Below are 15,292 nucleotides of genomic sequence, written 5' to 3'. Positions count from 1 at the left end.
TGGCGTGGATCGATCAGCGCCCGTAGCGGATTCTCGGCGAACCGGGTTTTCCAGAGACGAGGCGTCAGGTCGCTGACGTCACTGGCCGGATGCTGACTGACGCGTTGCAGCACGTCCACCAGGTAAGTGTAGGGGTTAATATCGTGCAGCTTGCAGGTGCTGATCAGGCTCTGGATGATGCCCAGGTGTTCCGCGCCCAGTTCGGTCCAGCAGAACATCCAGTTTTTCTTGCCCATTGGAATGGGGCGTAGCGCCCGTTCCAGGTGATTGGTATCGGGTTGTACGCCCGGATCTTCCAGGAACACCGTCAGGCTCGTTTCCCGGCCGAGCACGTAATTCAGGGCTTTGGTTAACGGTTCACTGGGTAACAGGCCGCCTTGCCCCAACTGATCCCGGCACCATTGGAAGAAGCCGCTGACGACCGGCTTCGCATGGTCCAGCCGGTATTGACGCTTCTTCTCGCCGGTGAGCTCCTTTTCCTTAATGGTATCTTCAATCTGGTACAGCTTCGCGATCTGTTGCAGGGCTTCGGTGGCCTTCTCAGGATGATCCTTTTGGGCCTCAACGAAGCAACGGCGACTATGCACCCAGCATTGAGCATGAGTAATGCCTTTCTGGGCCGCGGCATAGCGGGCATATGCGGCATAACCATCGCTGATCAGAGTGCCACTGAATTGGTCGTTCAGAACCTGCTCGATGTGCAGTCGGCCCCGACTGTTCGAGTAGGTAAACACCACTTCGTCGTCATCACCGTATAGGGGCCAGAACCAGCCTGTTTTCATCTTGCCTTTCTGCGGGCCTGCCCGGCCCTGGTGGCCCGCTTTGATGGGTGTTTCGTCCATGGCCAGCACCCGGCTGCGCAGCACGTTGTCGGTCTGGGCGTCCACAATGGGCCGAAGCAGGTCGATGGCCCGCTTCACCAGGTTCGTCAGGGTGCTGCGGCTGAGGGTAATACCCGCTTGTTGAATGCGCTGGTGCTGGCGATACAGCGGCAGGTGGAACTGGAACTTGTCCACCAGCAACCCGGCCAGCAGGCTGACATCGGCCAGGCTGTTGTCCAGCACGTTGAACGGGGCTGGTGTTGTCACAGGTTTTTGATCCGTGCCCTTACGACGGAACACCGGGCGTTCGCATTTGAGCACCACATAGCTGGAGGCCCGCTGGGCCAGACGGTAGGTGGTTTTGGTGCCGATGATGTCGTATTGGTCGGCGTCCGGCCCGGTCAGCTCCGGCGGCAGTTGCTCGATCACTTCCACCGGTACATCCGCCGTAAAGCGCAGGCCGGTGTCGTTCAGGCAGTCGTCATCGCGCTGCTTTTTGCCGGTGCCGCGCTGGTAGGCCTTGATGGTGCGCTTTTCTTCCTCGGCAGGCTGTTCCGGTAGCGGTGCGTCATCCGGTTGGAACAGGTTGTCCTGTTCCGGAATATCGTAAACCTGTTTCTCGGATTTGGGGCCGAACAGCTGCTTCTTGAACCAGTCTAACTGGTGTTTCAACTGCCGAATGGATTCCGCCTGGGCCTCCAACTGCTCGCGCTGCAACGCATTTTCCTCGGCCAGGGCCGAGTAGGAAGGTGCATTGGGTTGGGGGTCGGAAGCCGTTGAATTCATGGCCGACATTATACCGGAAGTCCGTCTTCTATACCCCTCGAAAACGCTTGAATTGGCGGTATTTCTGCACCTCGATGCCATCGATCAGTAGTTGCAGATCCGTCAGGGTCAAGGCTCGCTGACCGGAGGCGGATAACGGCACCCGGAACTGCCCCTGCTCCAGGCGCTTGGCCCACAGGCAATAACCGGTAGCGGTAAAATACAGCATCTTCATCTGGGTCTTGCGACGATTGACGAAGACGAAATACTGGCCACTGAGTGGGTCGTGCTTCAACTGATTCCGGACCAGGGCGCTCAGGCCCCGGAACGATTTGCGCATATCCGTGGGCTCGGTGCACAGCCAGATGCGCGCCTGACTATCGAGCCCGATCATCCGTTCTGGCTCAGCCGCAATTCGACGCCGTTGCCGAGGCTGAGCACAATGTTCCAGCCTGGGCCGGACTGCGCTGCACCCATCAGAGAGGACAGGTCCAGAAAACCGGCTTCGCCGGAATCCGCTGAGTCACCGGCCGCCTGATCGGACAGGCGCTTGCGCCAGTTGCAGAAACTGGCGTAGCCGATGTTCTCTTGTTTGCAGAACTTCGAAGCTGACAGACCACTGTCTCGCTGCTGATTGACCAGGGCCTGCCACTGTTCGGGTGTGCGGTGCTTTCTCATGGGGGTAACCTCGCTTGGAAACTGTGAGGTTACTTTAGGGCGAATTTTAGCGGGGTGGCAGAACGTCGTGGAATGAACGCTTACTGTACAATGGCTTCCATTTATGAACTCCTTTTTTACAACAAAACCAGCGCCCAACGTCCATAATAACGAAGCCCCTCTAATAAGGGGCCATATAATCACCAGCGCTTATATTCAAACATATTAGCTCATGCGCTGATTTTTAATCGCTGCCGAACAGGTCGCGGGTATACACCTTGGCTTCCACATCGCTTAGCTCGGTGACCATGCGGTTAGCCAGAATGACATCACACTTCTCCTTGAACGCGGGTAGATCACGCATCACGGTTGAACCGAAAAACTTCTCGTCCTCCAGCACCGGCTCGTAAACCACCACTTCCACACCTTTCGCCTTAATACGCTTCATCACACCCTGCATGGCACTGGCACGAAAGTTATCTGAACCCGTTTTCATGATCAGGCGATAAACCCCCACTACCTTCGGCTTGCGGCGCAGCACCGATTCAGCAATAAAATCTTTACGCGTGCGATTGGCATCGACAATTGCCTGAACGATATTACTCGGCACATTGGCATAGTTGGCGAGCAGTTGCTTGGTGTCCTTCGGTAGGCAATAGCCGCCATACCCAAAGCTTGGGTTGTTGTAGTGCTTACCAATACGCGGGTCGAGACCTACCCCATGAATAATTTGTTTAGTGTCCAGGCCATGGGTTTCTGCATAGCTATCCAGCTCATTAAAATACGCCACTCGCATGGCCAGGTATGTATTGGCAAACAATTTGATCGCTTCGGCTTCGGTGCTGTTGGTCAGCAGCACCTCTACCTCTTCCGCCATCGCCCCCTGCTTGAGGAGCTCAGCAAAGGTCTCTCCACGGCTGGAACACTCGCCCACAATAATGCGTGAAGGGTAAAGGTTATCGTAAAGCGCTTTTCCTTCACGCAAGAACTCAGGCGAGAAAATCAGGTTCCGGGTGTTGAAGCGTTCCGCAGCGCTCTTGGTGTACCCCACCGGCACGGTGGATTTGATCACCATCACCGCCCCGGGGTTGATGCGTATGACCTGCTCGATAACAGCTTCAACACTCGAGGTATCGAAATAGTTGGTTTGGGGATCGTAATCGGTGGGCGTGGCAATAATCACGAACTGTGCACCCGCATAGGCCTGCTCAGCATCCAGCGTGGCCGTAAAGTTCAGATCATCGCGGTTCAAGAACGCCGCTATTTCCGTATCTTCAATCGGCGAGCGGCGGCTGTTCAGCTGCTCAACCTTTTCGGGAACAATATCCACCGCAACCACTTCATGGTGCTGCGCTAACAACATTGCATTAGAAAGCCCTACGTAGCCCGTTCCTGCAACGGCAATTTTCATCCTTCTTAATCCTTAAAGCTGGCTAGTATGATGCATACATTAACGACAAACAGATGACAATACCTGCGATTGCAGATCCTTCGGCTTCTTTAATCGCCCAAGTTGAGTTGCTCCAGCACTTAGCGGTCGACTATCCATAAGCGAGTCCAATCGCCATATTCACTATTGCTTATTCTCTAAGGTATAGCGCACCGTCAAGGGAGAAACCTTATAAAGCTCAGCAGACTTTTCCAAACTTTCTTCACTAGGCTGGGCTGTATCCATGATTTCTAGTAACCCCTCATAAGGACATAATAATTCCTGAGCGAAAGCCCGCTGAAATTTCTGACGATTCGTTCTGCTGTGCGTGGTACTTAATAGCTGACTATCGTCTTTTTGAAAGGTATACAGATAATCACCAAGCAACCGTGATAATGCAAAGCGTTGCGCTGTTTCTCTACCTGGGCTAAGCAAAACCATTGTTCGAGTCTGGTTTTTTTTCAAACCAGCGGATGCAAGCGCTGTTTTCCGAGGCTGGTTGAACACCTGCTCGCTCACATCGAGATAGTCAAAAAGCCGCTTATTGGTAACGGATTCCGATACATTCAATCCAAGTTTTTTTCTTACCCAGTGAGCGGCGTTAGCTGCTTGCTTCCATGGTGGCGAGCTATCATTTACGAGTAAACCAGGAAGTTGCTCCTCAAATCCTGTTAGATCAGGCTGCATCGATTCATGTGTATCTTGCAAAGATTGGTACAAATCTTCCGCCATATGGAGCACCGACTGCCCACGGTTTTCACTACTGAGCTCTTCTACAGACGCTTGACCAAACATTGGGTAGTAACGTTGTAGGCCTTCAATGAGTTTATCCGGTGCCTCCCCTGGATCATATCCTGCCTTTGCTTCCAGTTTTCGCCACTTATTAGCGACAGTATCTCTCCGCTCATCCAGAATATCTTGCCACAAACAGGATAAATTAGAATTAGGATTCACCGTTGCGGTCGCGTTCAAAAAGCCATCTATACCTGCTTCAAACCAATGGGCATCTAACCAATCATTTAGTTGGCGGGTATAACGTATCGTCGAGAATTGACCCGAGGTTTTACGGGCCAGACAGTTAATGGAAAGATCATCTGATGAAAAAGTAAGATCAGGCCAAATATGGCCTGACCCAGCCGAAGCCAAGCGATGGCTCAAATCCCAGTCCAACTGTTGTTCAGCCGACAAATTCTCTTTCTCAGGTTCCCAACGAAGACGCCACCAGTTTGCAGCCAACCACTCTGCCAACGGGATTGGATTAACTATAATCTGTGTTTCTAATTCATCTTGTTCATTGAAGTGCTCAGTAACAGGCTGTCCTTTCACAACAATTGACAGTGAGCAAGTAGGCGAGTCATTTAGCGAGGTGACATCAATATAAAATTCACGCATTGCGCTTTCTCCACTCCTCAAGAACCTTGTCAGCTAAGGCATCGTCACATAGGCTTTTATGTGGCCTAGGATCAGCCGGTGGAGTCAAGCCAAAATCGCCTGGGTTGCGCTTGTGTTCAGGATTACCGCCGTACCCTGCTTGCTCCCACTGTTCAGAAAAAGACTCGTTGGCAGCTTGCAGTTTTCTCTTTGGATTAAAACTTGTGCGTTTCTTGAGTTTAAACCCCATCAATAAAACACCTTACGCCATACACGAATTAATTTATTTCAAGCGCTGCAAGAGGTTTCATACTTATCATGCTTAAGATCCTGCTCCAGCATTTCTCAGAAAAAAACAATGTGATATCAATCAACTATCTAAAAAAACAACATAAAAATTCCCACTATGTACAAAAATCATTATGGCATGTATTGGCATCACATGCTCAAATTCAAGTTAATAGCCAGACATCTTCTTTTCCCAAGCCCAGGCATGGCGAATAATCATAGGCAGATCCGCATAGCGGGGTAGCCAGCCTAGCTCTTTCTTTGCAAGGGCGGCATCCGCCACTAATCGTGCGGGGTCACCCGCGCGACGATCGCCCTCTTCCACCACTAGCTTGCAGCCATCTTCAGCCACCACGGCCTTCACCGCATCAATCACCTGTTGAACGGAATAGCCTTGCCCGTTGCCCAGGTTATATCCCAGTGCCCCCTCTTGGGTGCCTTTGATCAAGGCTTCCAACGCTAGTGCATGGGCAGAGCACAAATCCTCAATATGAATATAATCGCGCACGCAAGTGCCGTCTTCGGTGGGATAATCCCTGCCAAACACGGTTATCGAATCACGCCGCCCGGACGCCGCCTGTAAGATCAGCGGAATAAGGTGTGTTTCAGGGTCATGGCACTCACCAAGCTCGCCATCAGGGTCGGCACCGCAGGCATTGAAATAGCGTAGGCAGACTGAATTCACCCCGTAGGCTGCATGGTAATCCTGCAGCAACCTTTCCACCATCAGCTTGCTGGAACCGTAGGGGTTGATAGGACATTGGGGATGGGCTTCATCAATGGGCACATAATGAGGCTCACCAAAGGTGGCCGCCGTCGACGAGAAAATGAAACGCTTCACGTGGTGGCGCACCATCGTTTCCAGCAGGTTCAGCGTGTTCGACACATTGTTTTGGTAGTACTTGCCGGGGTTAATAACAGACTCACCCACCAGACTGCAGGCAGCAAAATGCATTACCCCATCAAAGGCATATTGCGTAAATAGCCGCTCTAGCAGTTCAGTGTTCGCCAAGTCCCCCTCGATCAGTTCCCCGTAGGCCGCCATGTCACGAAAGCCGGTAGAAAGGTTGTCGAATACAACCACCGAGTGGCCTGCTTGCGCCAGCTGTTTGACCATATGGGAGCCAATGTAACCGGCTCCACCCACCACCAAAATATTAGGCATATAAATCGCTTTAGTGTCTCACTCTTAGCCAGAATAATAGGTTTAACCACTTCAGCACCCATACCAATGCCAAGGGGCTATGGTTTAGCTCTCTTATTCTTTGTGCCTAAATATAAAAAGCTATTATAAGAACAAAGATTTATTGCTTGTTACGAGCTTGCAACCAGCGCTGTTCCGGCTCACTCAAAGAATCATAACCAGTTGAATTAATAACTTGCCAACAAACCAACGATTCGCTTACTTCATACTCTTGCGACAATTTAGCAATTGCTTTTTCTAAAGACGTAGTCATACGCACTTCAACTGCAACTACTTCTCGCGGCAACATTAACTCTGCAGCAAACGCTCTCGCACGCTTTTCTAGACGCTCAGGTGTATTTCCATTCAAAACCTCAACAACTGGCAAAGCTGTATTACGATCTAAAAGCAAATGGCATATCTCATGCGCTAACGTAGAGTTTGCCCTGTGGACATGAGCAGGTACATTTTCACTAGACTGATTAATTAAAATCGCAGGCCCATGCCTAGAACCCCAGCATGCCAAAGCATCAAACTTAGCATCTGGCAAGCTCATTTCCTCTACAGCAACCCCCCATTGTTTCAAAATTTCCAATGGCTTAATTGCAGAACGTGTATCTTTATCAATGCGCCTGCGTAACCAATTCGCAGCCCAATACCCTTGGTCATGAGGTTTTCCAGTTTCTTCAAACTCCTCACCAATAGAATCAGTTAACTCATCTAACACAGGAGTTGAATATTTATTAATTCGACGAACACGTTCTAATAATTCTTGTTGTTCAGGTAAAGATATCGCACCTGCGGTCATACGTGCAGCAGCCATTAATTCAGTTTCTATGAGCGGCTCACTAGAATCAAACTCCCAAAACACATTATCATTGGCCGCGCTAAACATTTCCAAACTTGAAACAGACATGCCTGTTAATTTAGTTAAAGCGTATTTCTTGAGACTTTCTTCACGCGCATCCCAATGTTTAACTGCTAATGCGCCTCTGGAATTTTCACAAATAAAATCAGTAGAGAAGCGAATTTGCCCTGCCAACGCATCACCTATTTCTTCTAAATCACTTACTACTTGTTGCAATGACAAACGCTCAATGCAATGAGTTTCACTATTAACTATTTCAACTATTTTTCCGTGCCGCATAAAATAAGTACTCGGAAAATAAATACCCTTAAAAGCAGTTGCAAAATCATGACGAGACAAAAAACGCAATGCCTCTTCTTCCTCTTCTTCTACACGATCTTCAGACATGTTATCCCAACGCTTCTCTAAGTCACTTAGTACATAACCTATATGCAAAGAAGGAACATGAAAGGGAAAGCTTTGTTCAAGCAGCAGTGACGACCAATGGCACGCGAGCCATTCAAGCAAGTCTACCCAGGTCCATTCGACTGACTTGTTATCTTCTGCAGAAATAATGGGAAGACCGTTGACAGAAAGAACTCCTTTCCCCCAGATCAAACCAGGATCTCTCCGCTTTGAAGAGCAGACATCAAGATTGAGCCGTAAGCCAGCTTCGCTGCCTAACCGTAATCTTTTAACCATTGTGAATACTCTTTTCCATAACCCTCATCGGCTGCCATTTTCTCCAGTAACTTTTTGATCTTTCTTGAAAGTGGCAACCTACCCGGCAAATCACCGCGCCATGGATAGCCATGCCATGATATCCCTGGCTGTGTCGCAACAGCTTCGTAAACCACCCCTTTGTATACCGAATAAATTTTTGAGGGTATCGTATCATCGACATTTTCATAGTATGGCACACCCTTATTCAATATTTCAGTAGCGGCCTCTTCTGTGATACTTTTGGGACATTTACCAACGGGTCCTTTCTGGTCGGGCTCAAAGCCTGCGCAATCATGCTTCCATCGGTGTTTATGGCGTCCCTCTCCACGCTCATACTTCCATTGACTCATTGTCATGTCACCCCACGCCGACAACACTGACTTTCTGCTTAGCTTTCATGTTGGCTTTCAGTTTCTCCAACATCTCATCATTAGGTGCGATCACCACTACCGGCATTTCCGCATCGACCAGTGCCAAGGGGCCGTGCTTCAATTCACCCGCGGATGTCGATAAGCCTTCCAGAAGAAAAGTCGTGCAATCCTTTGCGCTGACCGCGCCAACAATGCCGCACATAATTTATCCATTGATATGATGGGTTAGACTTTATCACTCACTATATATTATTGCGGCTATGCAGGCGTAGCCCACATGAATGATGGCGCCCTAGCACAGGATTAATACCCCCACACCACGAAATAAGGGTTGAGCTTTTCGCGGGGGTTGGCGTAGCTAAGCGCAGTGCCTTCTAGGGTTTCCACTCGGCCACCCGCTTCAAGCACTACTGCATGGGCTGCACCGGTATCCCATAAGCAGGTGGGGCCTAAACGTGGATATGCATCTGCGAAACCTTCGGCAATGATGCACAGCTTTAGCGAGCTCCCCATGGGCAGCATGGTGTGTTCGCCCAGCTGTTCCAGCCAAGCGGCCAAATCAGGGCTAGGGTGCGAGCGGCTACCCACCACGCGCCACGCTACGCCCGCATTTGGCTTGCCTGCCACGGAGATAGCCTTACGGCTTCCATCCGCTTCAACCTTAAACGCGCCCAGCCCCCGTGCGGCCACGTAACCCACCTCAAGCGCAGGTGCGGTCACTACGCCAAGCACCGGCTTACCGTTTTCAATCAGAGCAATATTGACGGTGAACTCGCCGTTGCGCTTGATGAACTCCTTGGTGCCATCCAGCGGGTCAACTAACCAATAACGGCCCTCGGCATCCGCACCGGCAAAGCCCTCAACATCCTCTTCAGAAAGGATCGGAATCTGCACTGGCAGCGCTTGCAAACCGCGTAAAATAACGTTGTGCGCGGCTTTATCAGCCTCGGTTAACGGGCTTTTATCGTCTTTCTCTTCCACGCTGAACTCGCGGGCGTAAACACTCATAATCGCATCGCCCGCTTCACGAGCGATACCTTCAACAGCATCCAGCAGGGCTTGATCAATAACAGACATAGGGTTAATTCCTTGCATAAAAAAGCTGTCAAGCAGCGGCCAACCTTGCCACCACCTGACAGCTTGAGCACTCTATTTAGCTGATCATTCCACGTTCGCGCAGAGCGGCGATCACGGCGTCAGCCGCCTCTTCGGCATCCATTGCAGATGTTTTCAAGTGAACATCTGGTGCTTCAGGGGCTTCGTAGGTGGAATCAATGCCAGTGAAGTTTTTCAGCTCCCCACGGCGGGCCTTTTTGTAGAGGCCTTTCGGGTCACGTGCTTCTACGACATTCAGCGGTGCATCGACAAAAATCTCGATGAACTCGCCCTCTTCCAACAGATCCCGCGCCAACTGACGCTCGCTACGGAAAGGCGAGATAAACGCCGACATCACGATCAGCCCGGCATCCACCATCAGTTTGGCGGTTTCCGCCACCCGGCGCACGTTCTCCACCCGGTCGGCATCGGTAAAGCCCAAATCGCGGTTCAAACCGTGGCGCACGTTATCGCCATCCAGCAGATAGGTATGCTGGCCGTGGGCGAAGAGTTTTTTCTCAACCAAGTTAGCAATGGTCGACTTACCCGCGCCGGAAAGCCCAGTAAACCACAGCACGGCTGGCTTCTGGCTTTTTGCCAACGCGCGCGCCTGCTTATCAATATCCACATGCTGCATATGGATATTCTGGCTACGCCGCAAGGCGAAGTGCAGCATGCCCGCACCAACCGTATTATTGGTCATCCGGTCGATAAGGATAAAACCGCCGGTATCGTGGTTGTCTTTGTAAGCATCAAAGGCAACCGAACGGTTAAGGCTCAAGGTACAAATGCCAATGCCGTTCAGATCAAGCTGCTTGCTTGCGGTGTGTTCCAGGGTATTCACATTGACCTGGTACTTGATGTCCGTCACGGTCGCCGAAACCGTTTGGGTGCCCAACTTCATCAAGTAAGGGCGGCCCGGTAACAGCGGCTCTTCGTGCATCCAGACTAAGGTAGTTTCGAACTGGTCAGCGGTTTGGGCTGGCTGTTCAACACCGGAAATCACATCGCCGCGGGAAATATCAATTTCATCATCCAGCAGCAGCGTAATCGACTGACCGGCAATGGCCTCTTCCAGGTCACCATCCAGGGTATAAATCCGCGAGACAGTGCTGGTGTTGCCGGAAGGCTGAACACGGATCTGGTCGCCGGGGCGTACCGTACCGCTGGCCACCATACCGGTAAAACCGCGGAAATCCAGGTTAGGGCGATTGACCCACTGCACCGGCATGCGGAAGGGTGAGCGCTGAAGATGCTCGGCATCCAGCTCGACAGTTTCCAGGTAGCCCAGCAGCGTTGTGCCGTGGTACCAAGGCATTTTGGCGCTGTGCACAATGACGTTGTCGCCCTTCAGCGCCGACATAGGAATGAAGGTGATATTCTCCAAGCCCAGCTGTTTAGCGAAAGCACGGTACTCTTCGACGATCTCATCGAAACGCGCTTTGGAGTAGTCGACCAAATCCATCTTATTGATCGCCACCACCAAGTGGCGCATACCCATTAACGACATCAAAAAGCTATGACGACGGGTTTGGGTCAAAATGCCATGGCGCGCATCGACCATCAAAATAGCCGCATCAGCCGTGGAAGCCCCGGTCACCATGTTGCGGGTGTACTGCTCGTGCCCTGGGGTATCCGCGACGATGAACTTGCGCTTCTCGGTCGAGAAGAACCGATACGCCACATCGATGGTAATGCCCTGCTCGCGCTCAGCGGCCAGGCCATCCACCAGCAGCGCAAAATCCATCTCGCCGCCCTGGGTGCCGTATTTTTTCGAGTCTGCTTCTATCGCCGCCAACTGGTCTTCAAACAGCAGTTTAGACTCAAACAGCAGGCGGCCAATCAGGGTGCTTTTGCCGTCGTCCACGCTGCCGCAGGTAATAAAACGCAACAGACCCTTGTGCTCGTGAGCCTTCAGGTTGTTGCCGCCTTTTTAGGCGCCATTTCCCGCCAACAGCGTATCGCCCCCTCGCGGCTGTTAATCCCGCTCTCTTATGCCTCTATCCTGGGGGGCATCACCACACTGGTGGGTACCTCCACCAACCTGGTGGTCAACTCGTTCAACCTAAGTGCCAGTGGCTCCGAGCTGGGCATGTTCCAGTTTAGCCTGGTGGGAGTGCCGGTCGCGCTGATCACTCTGTGTGTGCTGATGTGGCGAGCGAACGCCCTGCCGCACCACCGGCTGGAAGACACCGACGACAAGCTCTCCTACTTTCTGGCAGCCGACCTGGAAGCCGACTCACCTATGATCGGCAAGACGATTGAAGAGAACGGCCTGCGCAGCTTGGATGGACCTTATTTACTGGAAATAGAGCGGCACGGGCGGCTAATTAGCCCTGTGGCTCCGGATGAGCAACTGCTGGCCAACGACACGCTGGTTTTCACGGGAGAAGTCGGCAAGGTGCAAGCGCTGCAGCGCTTTCCTGGGTTGCAGCTGTTCGGCCATCAGGCCGACAACCTGCTGGCCACCAACTTGGTCGAAGTGGTGATTTCCCACGAATCCGAGCTTTCAGGCAAAACCCTGCAAGATGTGGATTTCCGTAGCATGTTCAGTGCGGGAGTGGTGGGCATACGGCGGGGAGAAAAACGTTTGGAGGGGCAACTGGGGAAAATCCCACTTCGCATCGGGGACTGCTTGTTGTTAGCGGTAAGCGCCGACTTCCGGCAACACCGCAACCTAGACCGCAACTTTCACTTACTCAGCGGCAGTTTCACCAGGCCGCAATTGAGTAATAAAGAGAGCCTATTCACCGTGGGCGGCTTTGCCGCGGTGATTGCCTTGGCTACCGCTAATCTGCTACCACTGTTCCACGGGCTGCTGATACTGCTGGGCGGGCTACTGCTGATGAAAGTGATCAGCTTGGCGGAACTGCGCCGCCGTTTTCCGTTTGAACTATGGCTGATTATTGGTTCAGCGTTAGCGATTGCCCAAGCGTTGGAAAACTCAGGCGCGGCAGGCTTGTTAGCCAGCGGTATGCAGGGGCTGTTCAGCGGTTACGGCATCTATGCCGCGTTTGTGGGTTGTTACTTACTGACGCTTCTGCTCACAGAAACCGTGACCAATAACGCCGCTGCCGCGCTGGCCTTTCCGGTTGCCTGGAGTACTGCCCACGCCTTTGGCGCCGACCCGCTACCGTTTGTGATGGCCGTAGCGTATGGCGCCAGCGCATGCTTTTTAATCCCGTTCGGCTACCAAACCCACCTAATGGTGTATTCGCCAGGGCGCTACCGCATCACCGACTTCTTTAAGATTGGCTTGCCGGTCAGTGTGACCTACTCAGCGGCGGTATTGCTGATTACGCCTTGGGTGTTTCCGTTTTGAGTGGTGAATGGTGAATGGTGAATGGTGAATGGTGAATGGTGAATGGTGAATGGTGAATGGTGAATGGTGAATGGTGAATGGTGAATGGTGAATGGTGAGTGGTGAATCGGGCTATTATATAAATATGATCAAATATTGTGGCAACCTGGGAAGTCAAACGCCGCAACCCCACCGGCCTGGCGGCCAAGGTACTGGCCATGATCCAGGACAACCCAGCCTTCTTCAACGAGCTCGCCTCCCACTGACCCGTGCTGCGGGCAAAGGAGACTGCCCGCGCTCCTCCCCCTTACCCTCACAAGCGAAGCTCTCACCCCTTACAGCTTAAGGCTTCCTGTGGGATGAAAAAAGAATATCATCCTATGATGGTGCCTAACCCCTTGATTTATGGTCAGGAGCAGTCATGCCGGCAAGGTAAAGTATCATCCTTTCTTGCCTTGTCTACTCGCGGAAGAGATCAGCGTGACTACCAGTACGAGCCAAGTGCAGTTCCTCATCCACTACGCGATACAGCAGCAACCAATCGGGTTCGATGTGGGCATCTCGGTATCCCTTCCAGTTCCCCCGTAATGGGTGATCCTGGTAAGCATCCGGCAAGGGAGCTTGCTCGAGCAGCAGGCCCAGCAAGCACCGGAGCTTATCCATGTCCTTGCCGCGTTTCTGGACCCGCTTCACATCTCGCTTGAACTGGCTGGAACGTACTGGGGTTAGCATCAGATGCCCAGGTCCTCGAACAGCGCATCCGCGCTATCAAAGCGCTTGCCCTTGCCGGCTTCCAGCTCTTCCAGAACCTTGGCCGTAGTGGCGTTCGGCACCTGCACGGCAAACGGCAGGCGCTTTTCGTCGGCGATCCGCAGCATCAAAAGGCGTATGGCGTCGGACACGGACAGACCCATAGCCTCCAGGGCAACGGTGGCGCGCTCTTTGGTTTCGCTGTCGATGCGGGCTCGGACCACGGTATCAGCACTCATGACTCTCTCCTTCTCTTTCGTAGCTACTTTGTAGCCACATTGTAGCCGGGCTACGCCGCCTTGTCATCAGGCACCGAGGGTAAACGCTTGTAGACGGCCTGAACTCACCTATTGGCCAGCTGATCTCGTATAACCTTTTGATAATAGGCGCTTAGCTGTTTCTTTTTCTGCCTTAACGCATCGATTTCGGATCTCGTCAGCGGTTCTAAAGCCGACGAGATAACTTGCCTCGTTGGCGGTGAGGGCTGGGATGTGTATTCCGAAGATATTTTTGATTTCATCACCTATTCACCATTCACAAATCACCACTCACCACTCACCACTCACAAATCACCATTAACCACTCGACTTCCGTAAGGCCTGACGGGCCCACACGAACGAAGCGTGCTTTCTCAGTTCTCAACCACGCTACCGCGCCTGCCAAAAAGTAATTGTGTGCGCTGGGTCACCGATGCGCTGTGCATCCATGGCCGCCTGTTTTGCCATTTTAACGGTCGCCTCAGGGTGGTTGAGCAATTGCTGCATCGCGGTGTGCCATTCGTCAGGGGAATCCCCTGCTAGCAGGCCGTTTTCGCCATGGCGAACCACCTCTGTATAGGGGTAGCGATTGGAGTAGATGCCTACTCCGCCCATAGCAGCAATATCCAAAAACTTGATAAACGATTTTCCCTGATTGAACGGCGTTGCTAATAGAGGTGCCAAACCAATGTGTATTCGTCGCTGGCGTTGGTACTGCTGAAAAGCCTGCCAGGGCAACGGTGCCGGGGCTTTCACCCGTGGCAGCGCCGCCAACCGCTTGGGTATATGCTGCCCCAGCATGATTTCAAGCTCGGTATCATCACGCTGCTGCAGTGTTTCCAAGGCAGGTGCGATATGCAGCAAATCCTGAAGGTGGGCTCGCGTCCCGTGAAAGCCAATCTGCCACGGCGTTTCTGCGGAGGGGGGAATGGAACAGTGATCATGCCCTGGCAGGGGCGCCAGCAAAGGGGGCGTTAGCACGGAAACGTTAGCGTGGCGCGGCGTAAAATAGCTCGCCAGTTGGTCGCTGCATGCCACCACCTCATCAGCCAGTTCCAGCAAGCGTGGTTGAAGCTTCGCTATGCGCGCCATGCGTTTGCGATAAGCGCTGGGCAGCGAGGTATCAACGGCGGCAGCGGCAATATCATCATCAATCAGATAGACGATATAGCCAAAGGCGTTGCGGTTGCGTTCCAGCCAGCGCAGCCAGCTTAATGGCAGCGAGCGACACAACAGCAGGCTCACCCCAGCATAGCGGTGTTTAAAAGCGCGCCCATGTAGCCACGCAGCACCGAAAGAACGAGAAACCGGAAACCGCTCGGCCAGCACGCCCTGTTGATGCAGGGTAGGCGCGGCGGATTCATAGAAATAGATATCTTCGGTTGGCCGCGCGCCATCGCTAAGAACTACCCAGTGAATGTGACTACTCACGAT

15 protein-coding genes and 1 pseudogene are annotated in these 15,292 nt (G+C 52.5%); 1 reads left to right on the top strand and 15 read right to left on the bottom strand.

The features are described 5' to 3' along the window. From tnpC to cysN, 12 genes and pseudogenes are all read right to left on the bottom strand, one after another. Window positions 1–1,607, bottom strand: a 1,607-nt coding sequence (gene tnpC, locus ACQKE4_RS08235; RefSeq protein ID WP_427387782.1) for an IS66 family transposase, incomplete at its 3' end; no start/stop codon positions are given. 28 nt (window positions 1,608–1,635) lie between these two features. Then, window positions 1,636–1,980, bottom strand: a complete 345-nt coding sequence (gene tnpB, locus ACQKE4_RS08230; protein ID WP_016915087.1) for an IS66 family insertion sequence element accessory protein TnpB — start codon at window positions 1,978–1,980, stop codon at window positions 1,636–1,638. Beyond that, window positions 1,977–2,264 (bottom strand): IS66 family insertion sequence element accessory protein TnpA, encoded by a 288-nt coding sequence (gene tnpA, locus ACQKE4_RS08225; protein ID WP_016915086.1) that lies wholly within the window; start codon window positions 2,262–2,264, stop codon window positions 1,977–1,979. The genes tnpB and tnpA overlap by 4 nt, the downstream gene beginning before the upstream one ends. A 223-nt stretch (window positions 2,265–2,487) precedes the next feature. Further along, complete coding sequence (locus ACQKE4_RS08220; protein WP_427387774.1) at window positions 2,488–3,654, bottom strand: nucleotide sugar dehydrogenase; 1,167 nt, start codon at window positions 3,652–3,654, stop codon at window positions 2,488–2,490. Between the two features lie 162 nt (window positions 3,655–3,816). Continuing rightward, entirely contained in the window at window positions 3,817–5,064 is a 1,248-nt protein-coding gene (locus ACQKE4_RS08215; protein ID WP_427387773.1) for an ImmA/IrrE family metallo-endopeptidase, read from the bottom strand. Beyond that, window positions 5,057–5,293 carry a hypothetical protein gene (locus tag ACQKE4_RS08210; RefSeq protein WP_427387772.1) on the bottom strand — a complete coding sequence of 79 codons (237 nt, stop codon included), beginning with the start codon at window positions 5,291–5,293 and terminating at the stop codon, window positions 5,057–5,059. The genes ACQKE4_RS08215 and ACQKE4_RS08210 overlap by 8 nt, the downstream gene beginning before the upstream one ends. Before the next feature lie 207 nt (window positions 5,294–5,500). Continuing rightward, window positions 5,501–6,496, bottom strand: a complete 996-nt coding sequence (gene galE, locus ACQKE4_RS08205) for a UDP-glucose 4-epimerase GalE (RefSeq protein ID WP_427387771.1) — start codon at window positions 6,494–6,496, stop codon at window positions 5,501–5,503. A 139-nt stretch (window positions 6,497–6,635) separates the two neighbouring features. Further along, entirely contained in the window at window positions 6,636–8,063 is a 1,428-nt protein-coding gene (locus ACQKE4_RS08200; protein ID WP_427387769.1) for an ImmA/IrrE family metallo-endopeptidase, read from the bottom strand. After that, window positions 8,042–8,434, bottom strand: a complete 393-nt coding sequence (locus tag ACQKE4_RS08195) for a hypothetical protein (protein ID WP_427387768.1) — start codon at window positions 8,432–8,434, stop codon at window positions 8,042–8,044. Before ACQKE4_RS08195 ends, ACQKE4_RS08200 begins: the two co-directional genes overlap by 22 nt. Window positions 8,435–8,477: 43 nt before the next feature. Next, window positions 8,478–8,588 (bottom strand): annotated as a pseudogene (locus tag ACQKE4_RS08190) (hypothetical protein); the annotation flags it as partial. A 170-nt stretch (window positions 8,589–8,758) separates the two neighbouring features. After that, window positions 8,759–9,532 carry a 3'(2'),5'-bisphosphate nucleotidase CysQ gene (gene cysQ / locus ACQKE4_RS08185; RefSeq protein WP_427387767.1) on the bottom strand — a complete coding sequence of 258 codons (774 nt, stop codon included), beginning with the start codon at window positions 9,530–9,532 and terminating at the stop codon, window positions 8,759–8,761. A 76-nt stretch (window positions 9,533–9,608) separates the two neighbouring features. Then, window positions 9,609–11,441, bottom strand: a complete 1,833-nt coding sequence (gene cysN / locus ACQKE4_RS08180; protein ID WP_427387766.1) for a sulfate adenylyltransferase subunit CysN — start codon at window positions 11,439–11,441, stop codon at window positions 9,609–9,611. Between the two features lie 15 nt (window positions 11,442–11,456). Between cysN and ACQKE4_RS08175 the strand changes: the two genes are divergently transcribed. Continuing rightward, entirely contained in the window at window positions 11,457–12,872 is a 1,416-nt protein-coding gene (locus ACQKE4_RS08175; RefSeq protein WP_427387765.1) for an SLC13 family permease, read from the top strand. A 438-nt stretch (window positions 12,873–13,310) separates the two neighbouring features. On the opposite strand, the gene ACQKE4_RS08170 is transcribed toward ACQKE4_RS08175, so the two are convergent. The 3 genes from ACQKE4_RS08170 to ACQKE4_RS08160 all read right to left on the bottom strand — a co-directional run bounded on the left by ACQKE4_RS08170 (window position 13,311) and on the right by ACQKE4_RS08160 (window position 15,289). Then, a complete protein-coding gene (locus tag ACQKE4_RS08170; RefSeq protein WP_054641457.1) occupies window positions 13,311–13,583 on the bottom strand; it encodes a type II toxin-antitoxin system mRNA interferase toxin, RelE/StbE family in 273 nt (90 codons plus the stop codon). Next, entirely contained in the window at window positions 13,583–13,840 is a 258-nt protein-coding gene (locus ACQKE4_RS08165; RefSeq protein ID WP_054641458.1) for a type II toxin-antitoxin system RelB/DinJ family antitoxin, read from the bottom strand. The genes ACQKE4_RS08170 and ACQKE4_RS08165 overlap by 1 nt, the downstream gene beginning before the upstream one ends. A 408-nt stretch (window positions 13,841–14,248) precedes the next feature. Further along, complete coding sequence (locus ACQKE4_RS08160; RefSeq protein ID WP_427387764.1) at window positions 14,249–15,289, bottom strand: glycosyltransferase family 1 protein; 1,041 nt, start codon at window positions 15,287–15,289, stop codon at window positions 14,249–14,251. Window positions 15,290–15,292: the final 3 nt, after the last annotated feature.

The organism is Halomonas sp. NPDC076908, from assembly GCF_050269715.1.
In the GTDB taxonomy this organism is placed as follows: Bacteria; Pseudomonadota; Gammaproteobacteria; order Pseudomonadales; family Halomonadaceae; genus Vreelandella.
The sequence above is the reverse complement of the archived record's forward strand: the minus strand, read 5'-3'. Positions and strand labels throughout refer to the sequence as shown.

Bases quoted from the DNA above. Each gene is read 5' to 3' on its own strand.
- tnpB (WP_016915087.1), bottom strand. From the start codon at position 1,980: ATGATCGGGCTCGATAGTCAGGCGCGCATCTGGCTGTGCACCGAGCCC.
- tnpA (WP_016915086.1), bottom strand. From the start codon at position 2,264: ATGAGAAAGCACCGCACACCCGAACAGTGGCAGGCCCTGGTCAATCAG.
- ACQKE4_RS08220 (WP_427387774.1), bottom strand. From the start codon at position 3,654: ATGAAAATTGCCGTTGCAGGAACGGGCTACGTAGGGCTTTCTAATGCA.
- ACQKE4_RS08215 (WP_427387773.1), bottom strand. From the start codon at position 5,064: ATGCGTGAATTTTATATTGATGTCACCTCGCTAAATGACTCGCCTACT.
- ACQKE4_RS08210 (WP_427387772.1), bottom strand. From the start codon at position 5,293: ATGGGGTTTAAACTCAAGAAACGCACAAGTTTTAATCCAAAGAGAAAA.
- galE (WP_427387771.1), bottom strand. From the start codon at position 6,496: ATGCCTAATATTTTGGTGGTGGGTGGAGCCGGTTACATTGGCTCCCAT.
- ACQKE4_RS08200 (WP_427387769.1), bottom strand. From the start codon at position 8,063: ATGGTTAAAAGATTACGGTTAGGCAGCGAAGCTGGCTTACGGCTCAAT.
- ACQKE4_RS08195 (WP_427387768.1), bottom strand. From the start codon at position 8,434: ATGAGTCAATGGAAGTATGAGCGTGGAGAGGGACGCCATAAACACCGA.
- cysQ (WP_427387767.1), bottom strand. From the start codon at position 9,532: ATGTCTGTTATTGATCAAGCCCTGCTGGATGCTGTTGAAGGTATCGCT.
- ACQKE4_RS08170 (WP_054641457.1), bottom strand. From the start codon at position 13,583: ATGCTAACCCCAGTACGTTCCAGCCAGTTCAAGCGAGATGTGAAGCGG.
- ACQKE4_RS08165 (WP_054641458.1), bottom strand. From the start codon at position 13,840: ATGAGTGCTGATACCGTGGTCCGAGCCCGCATCGACAGCGAAACCAAA.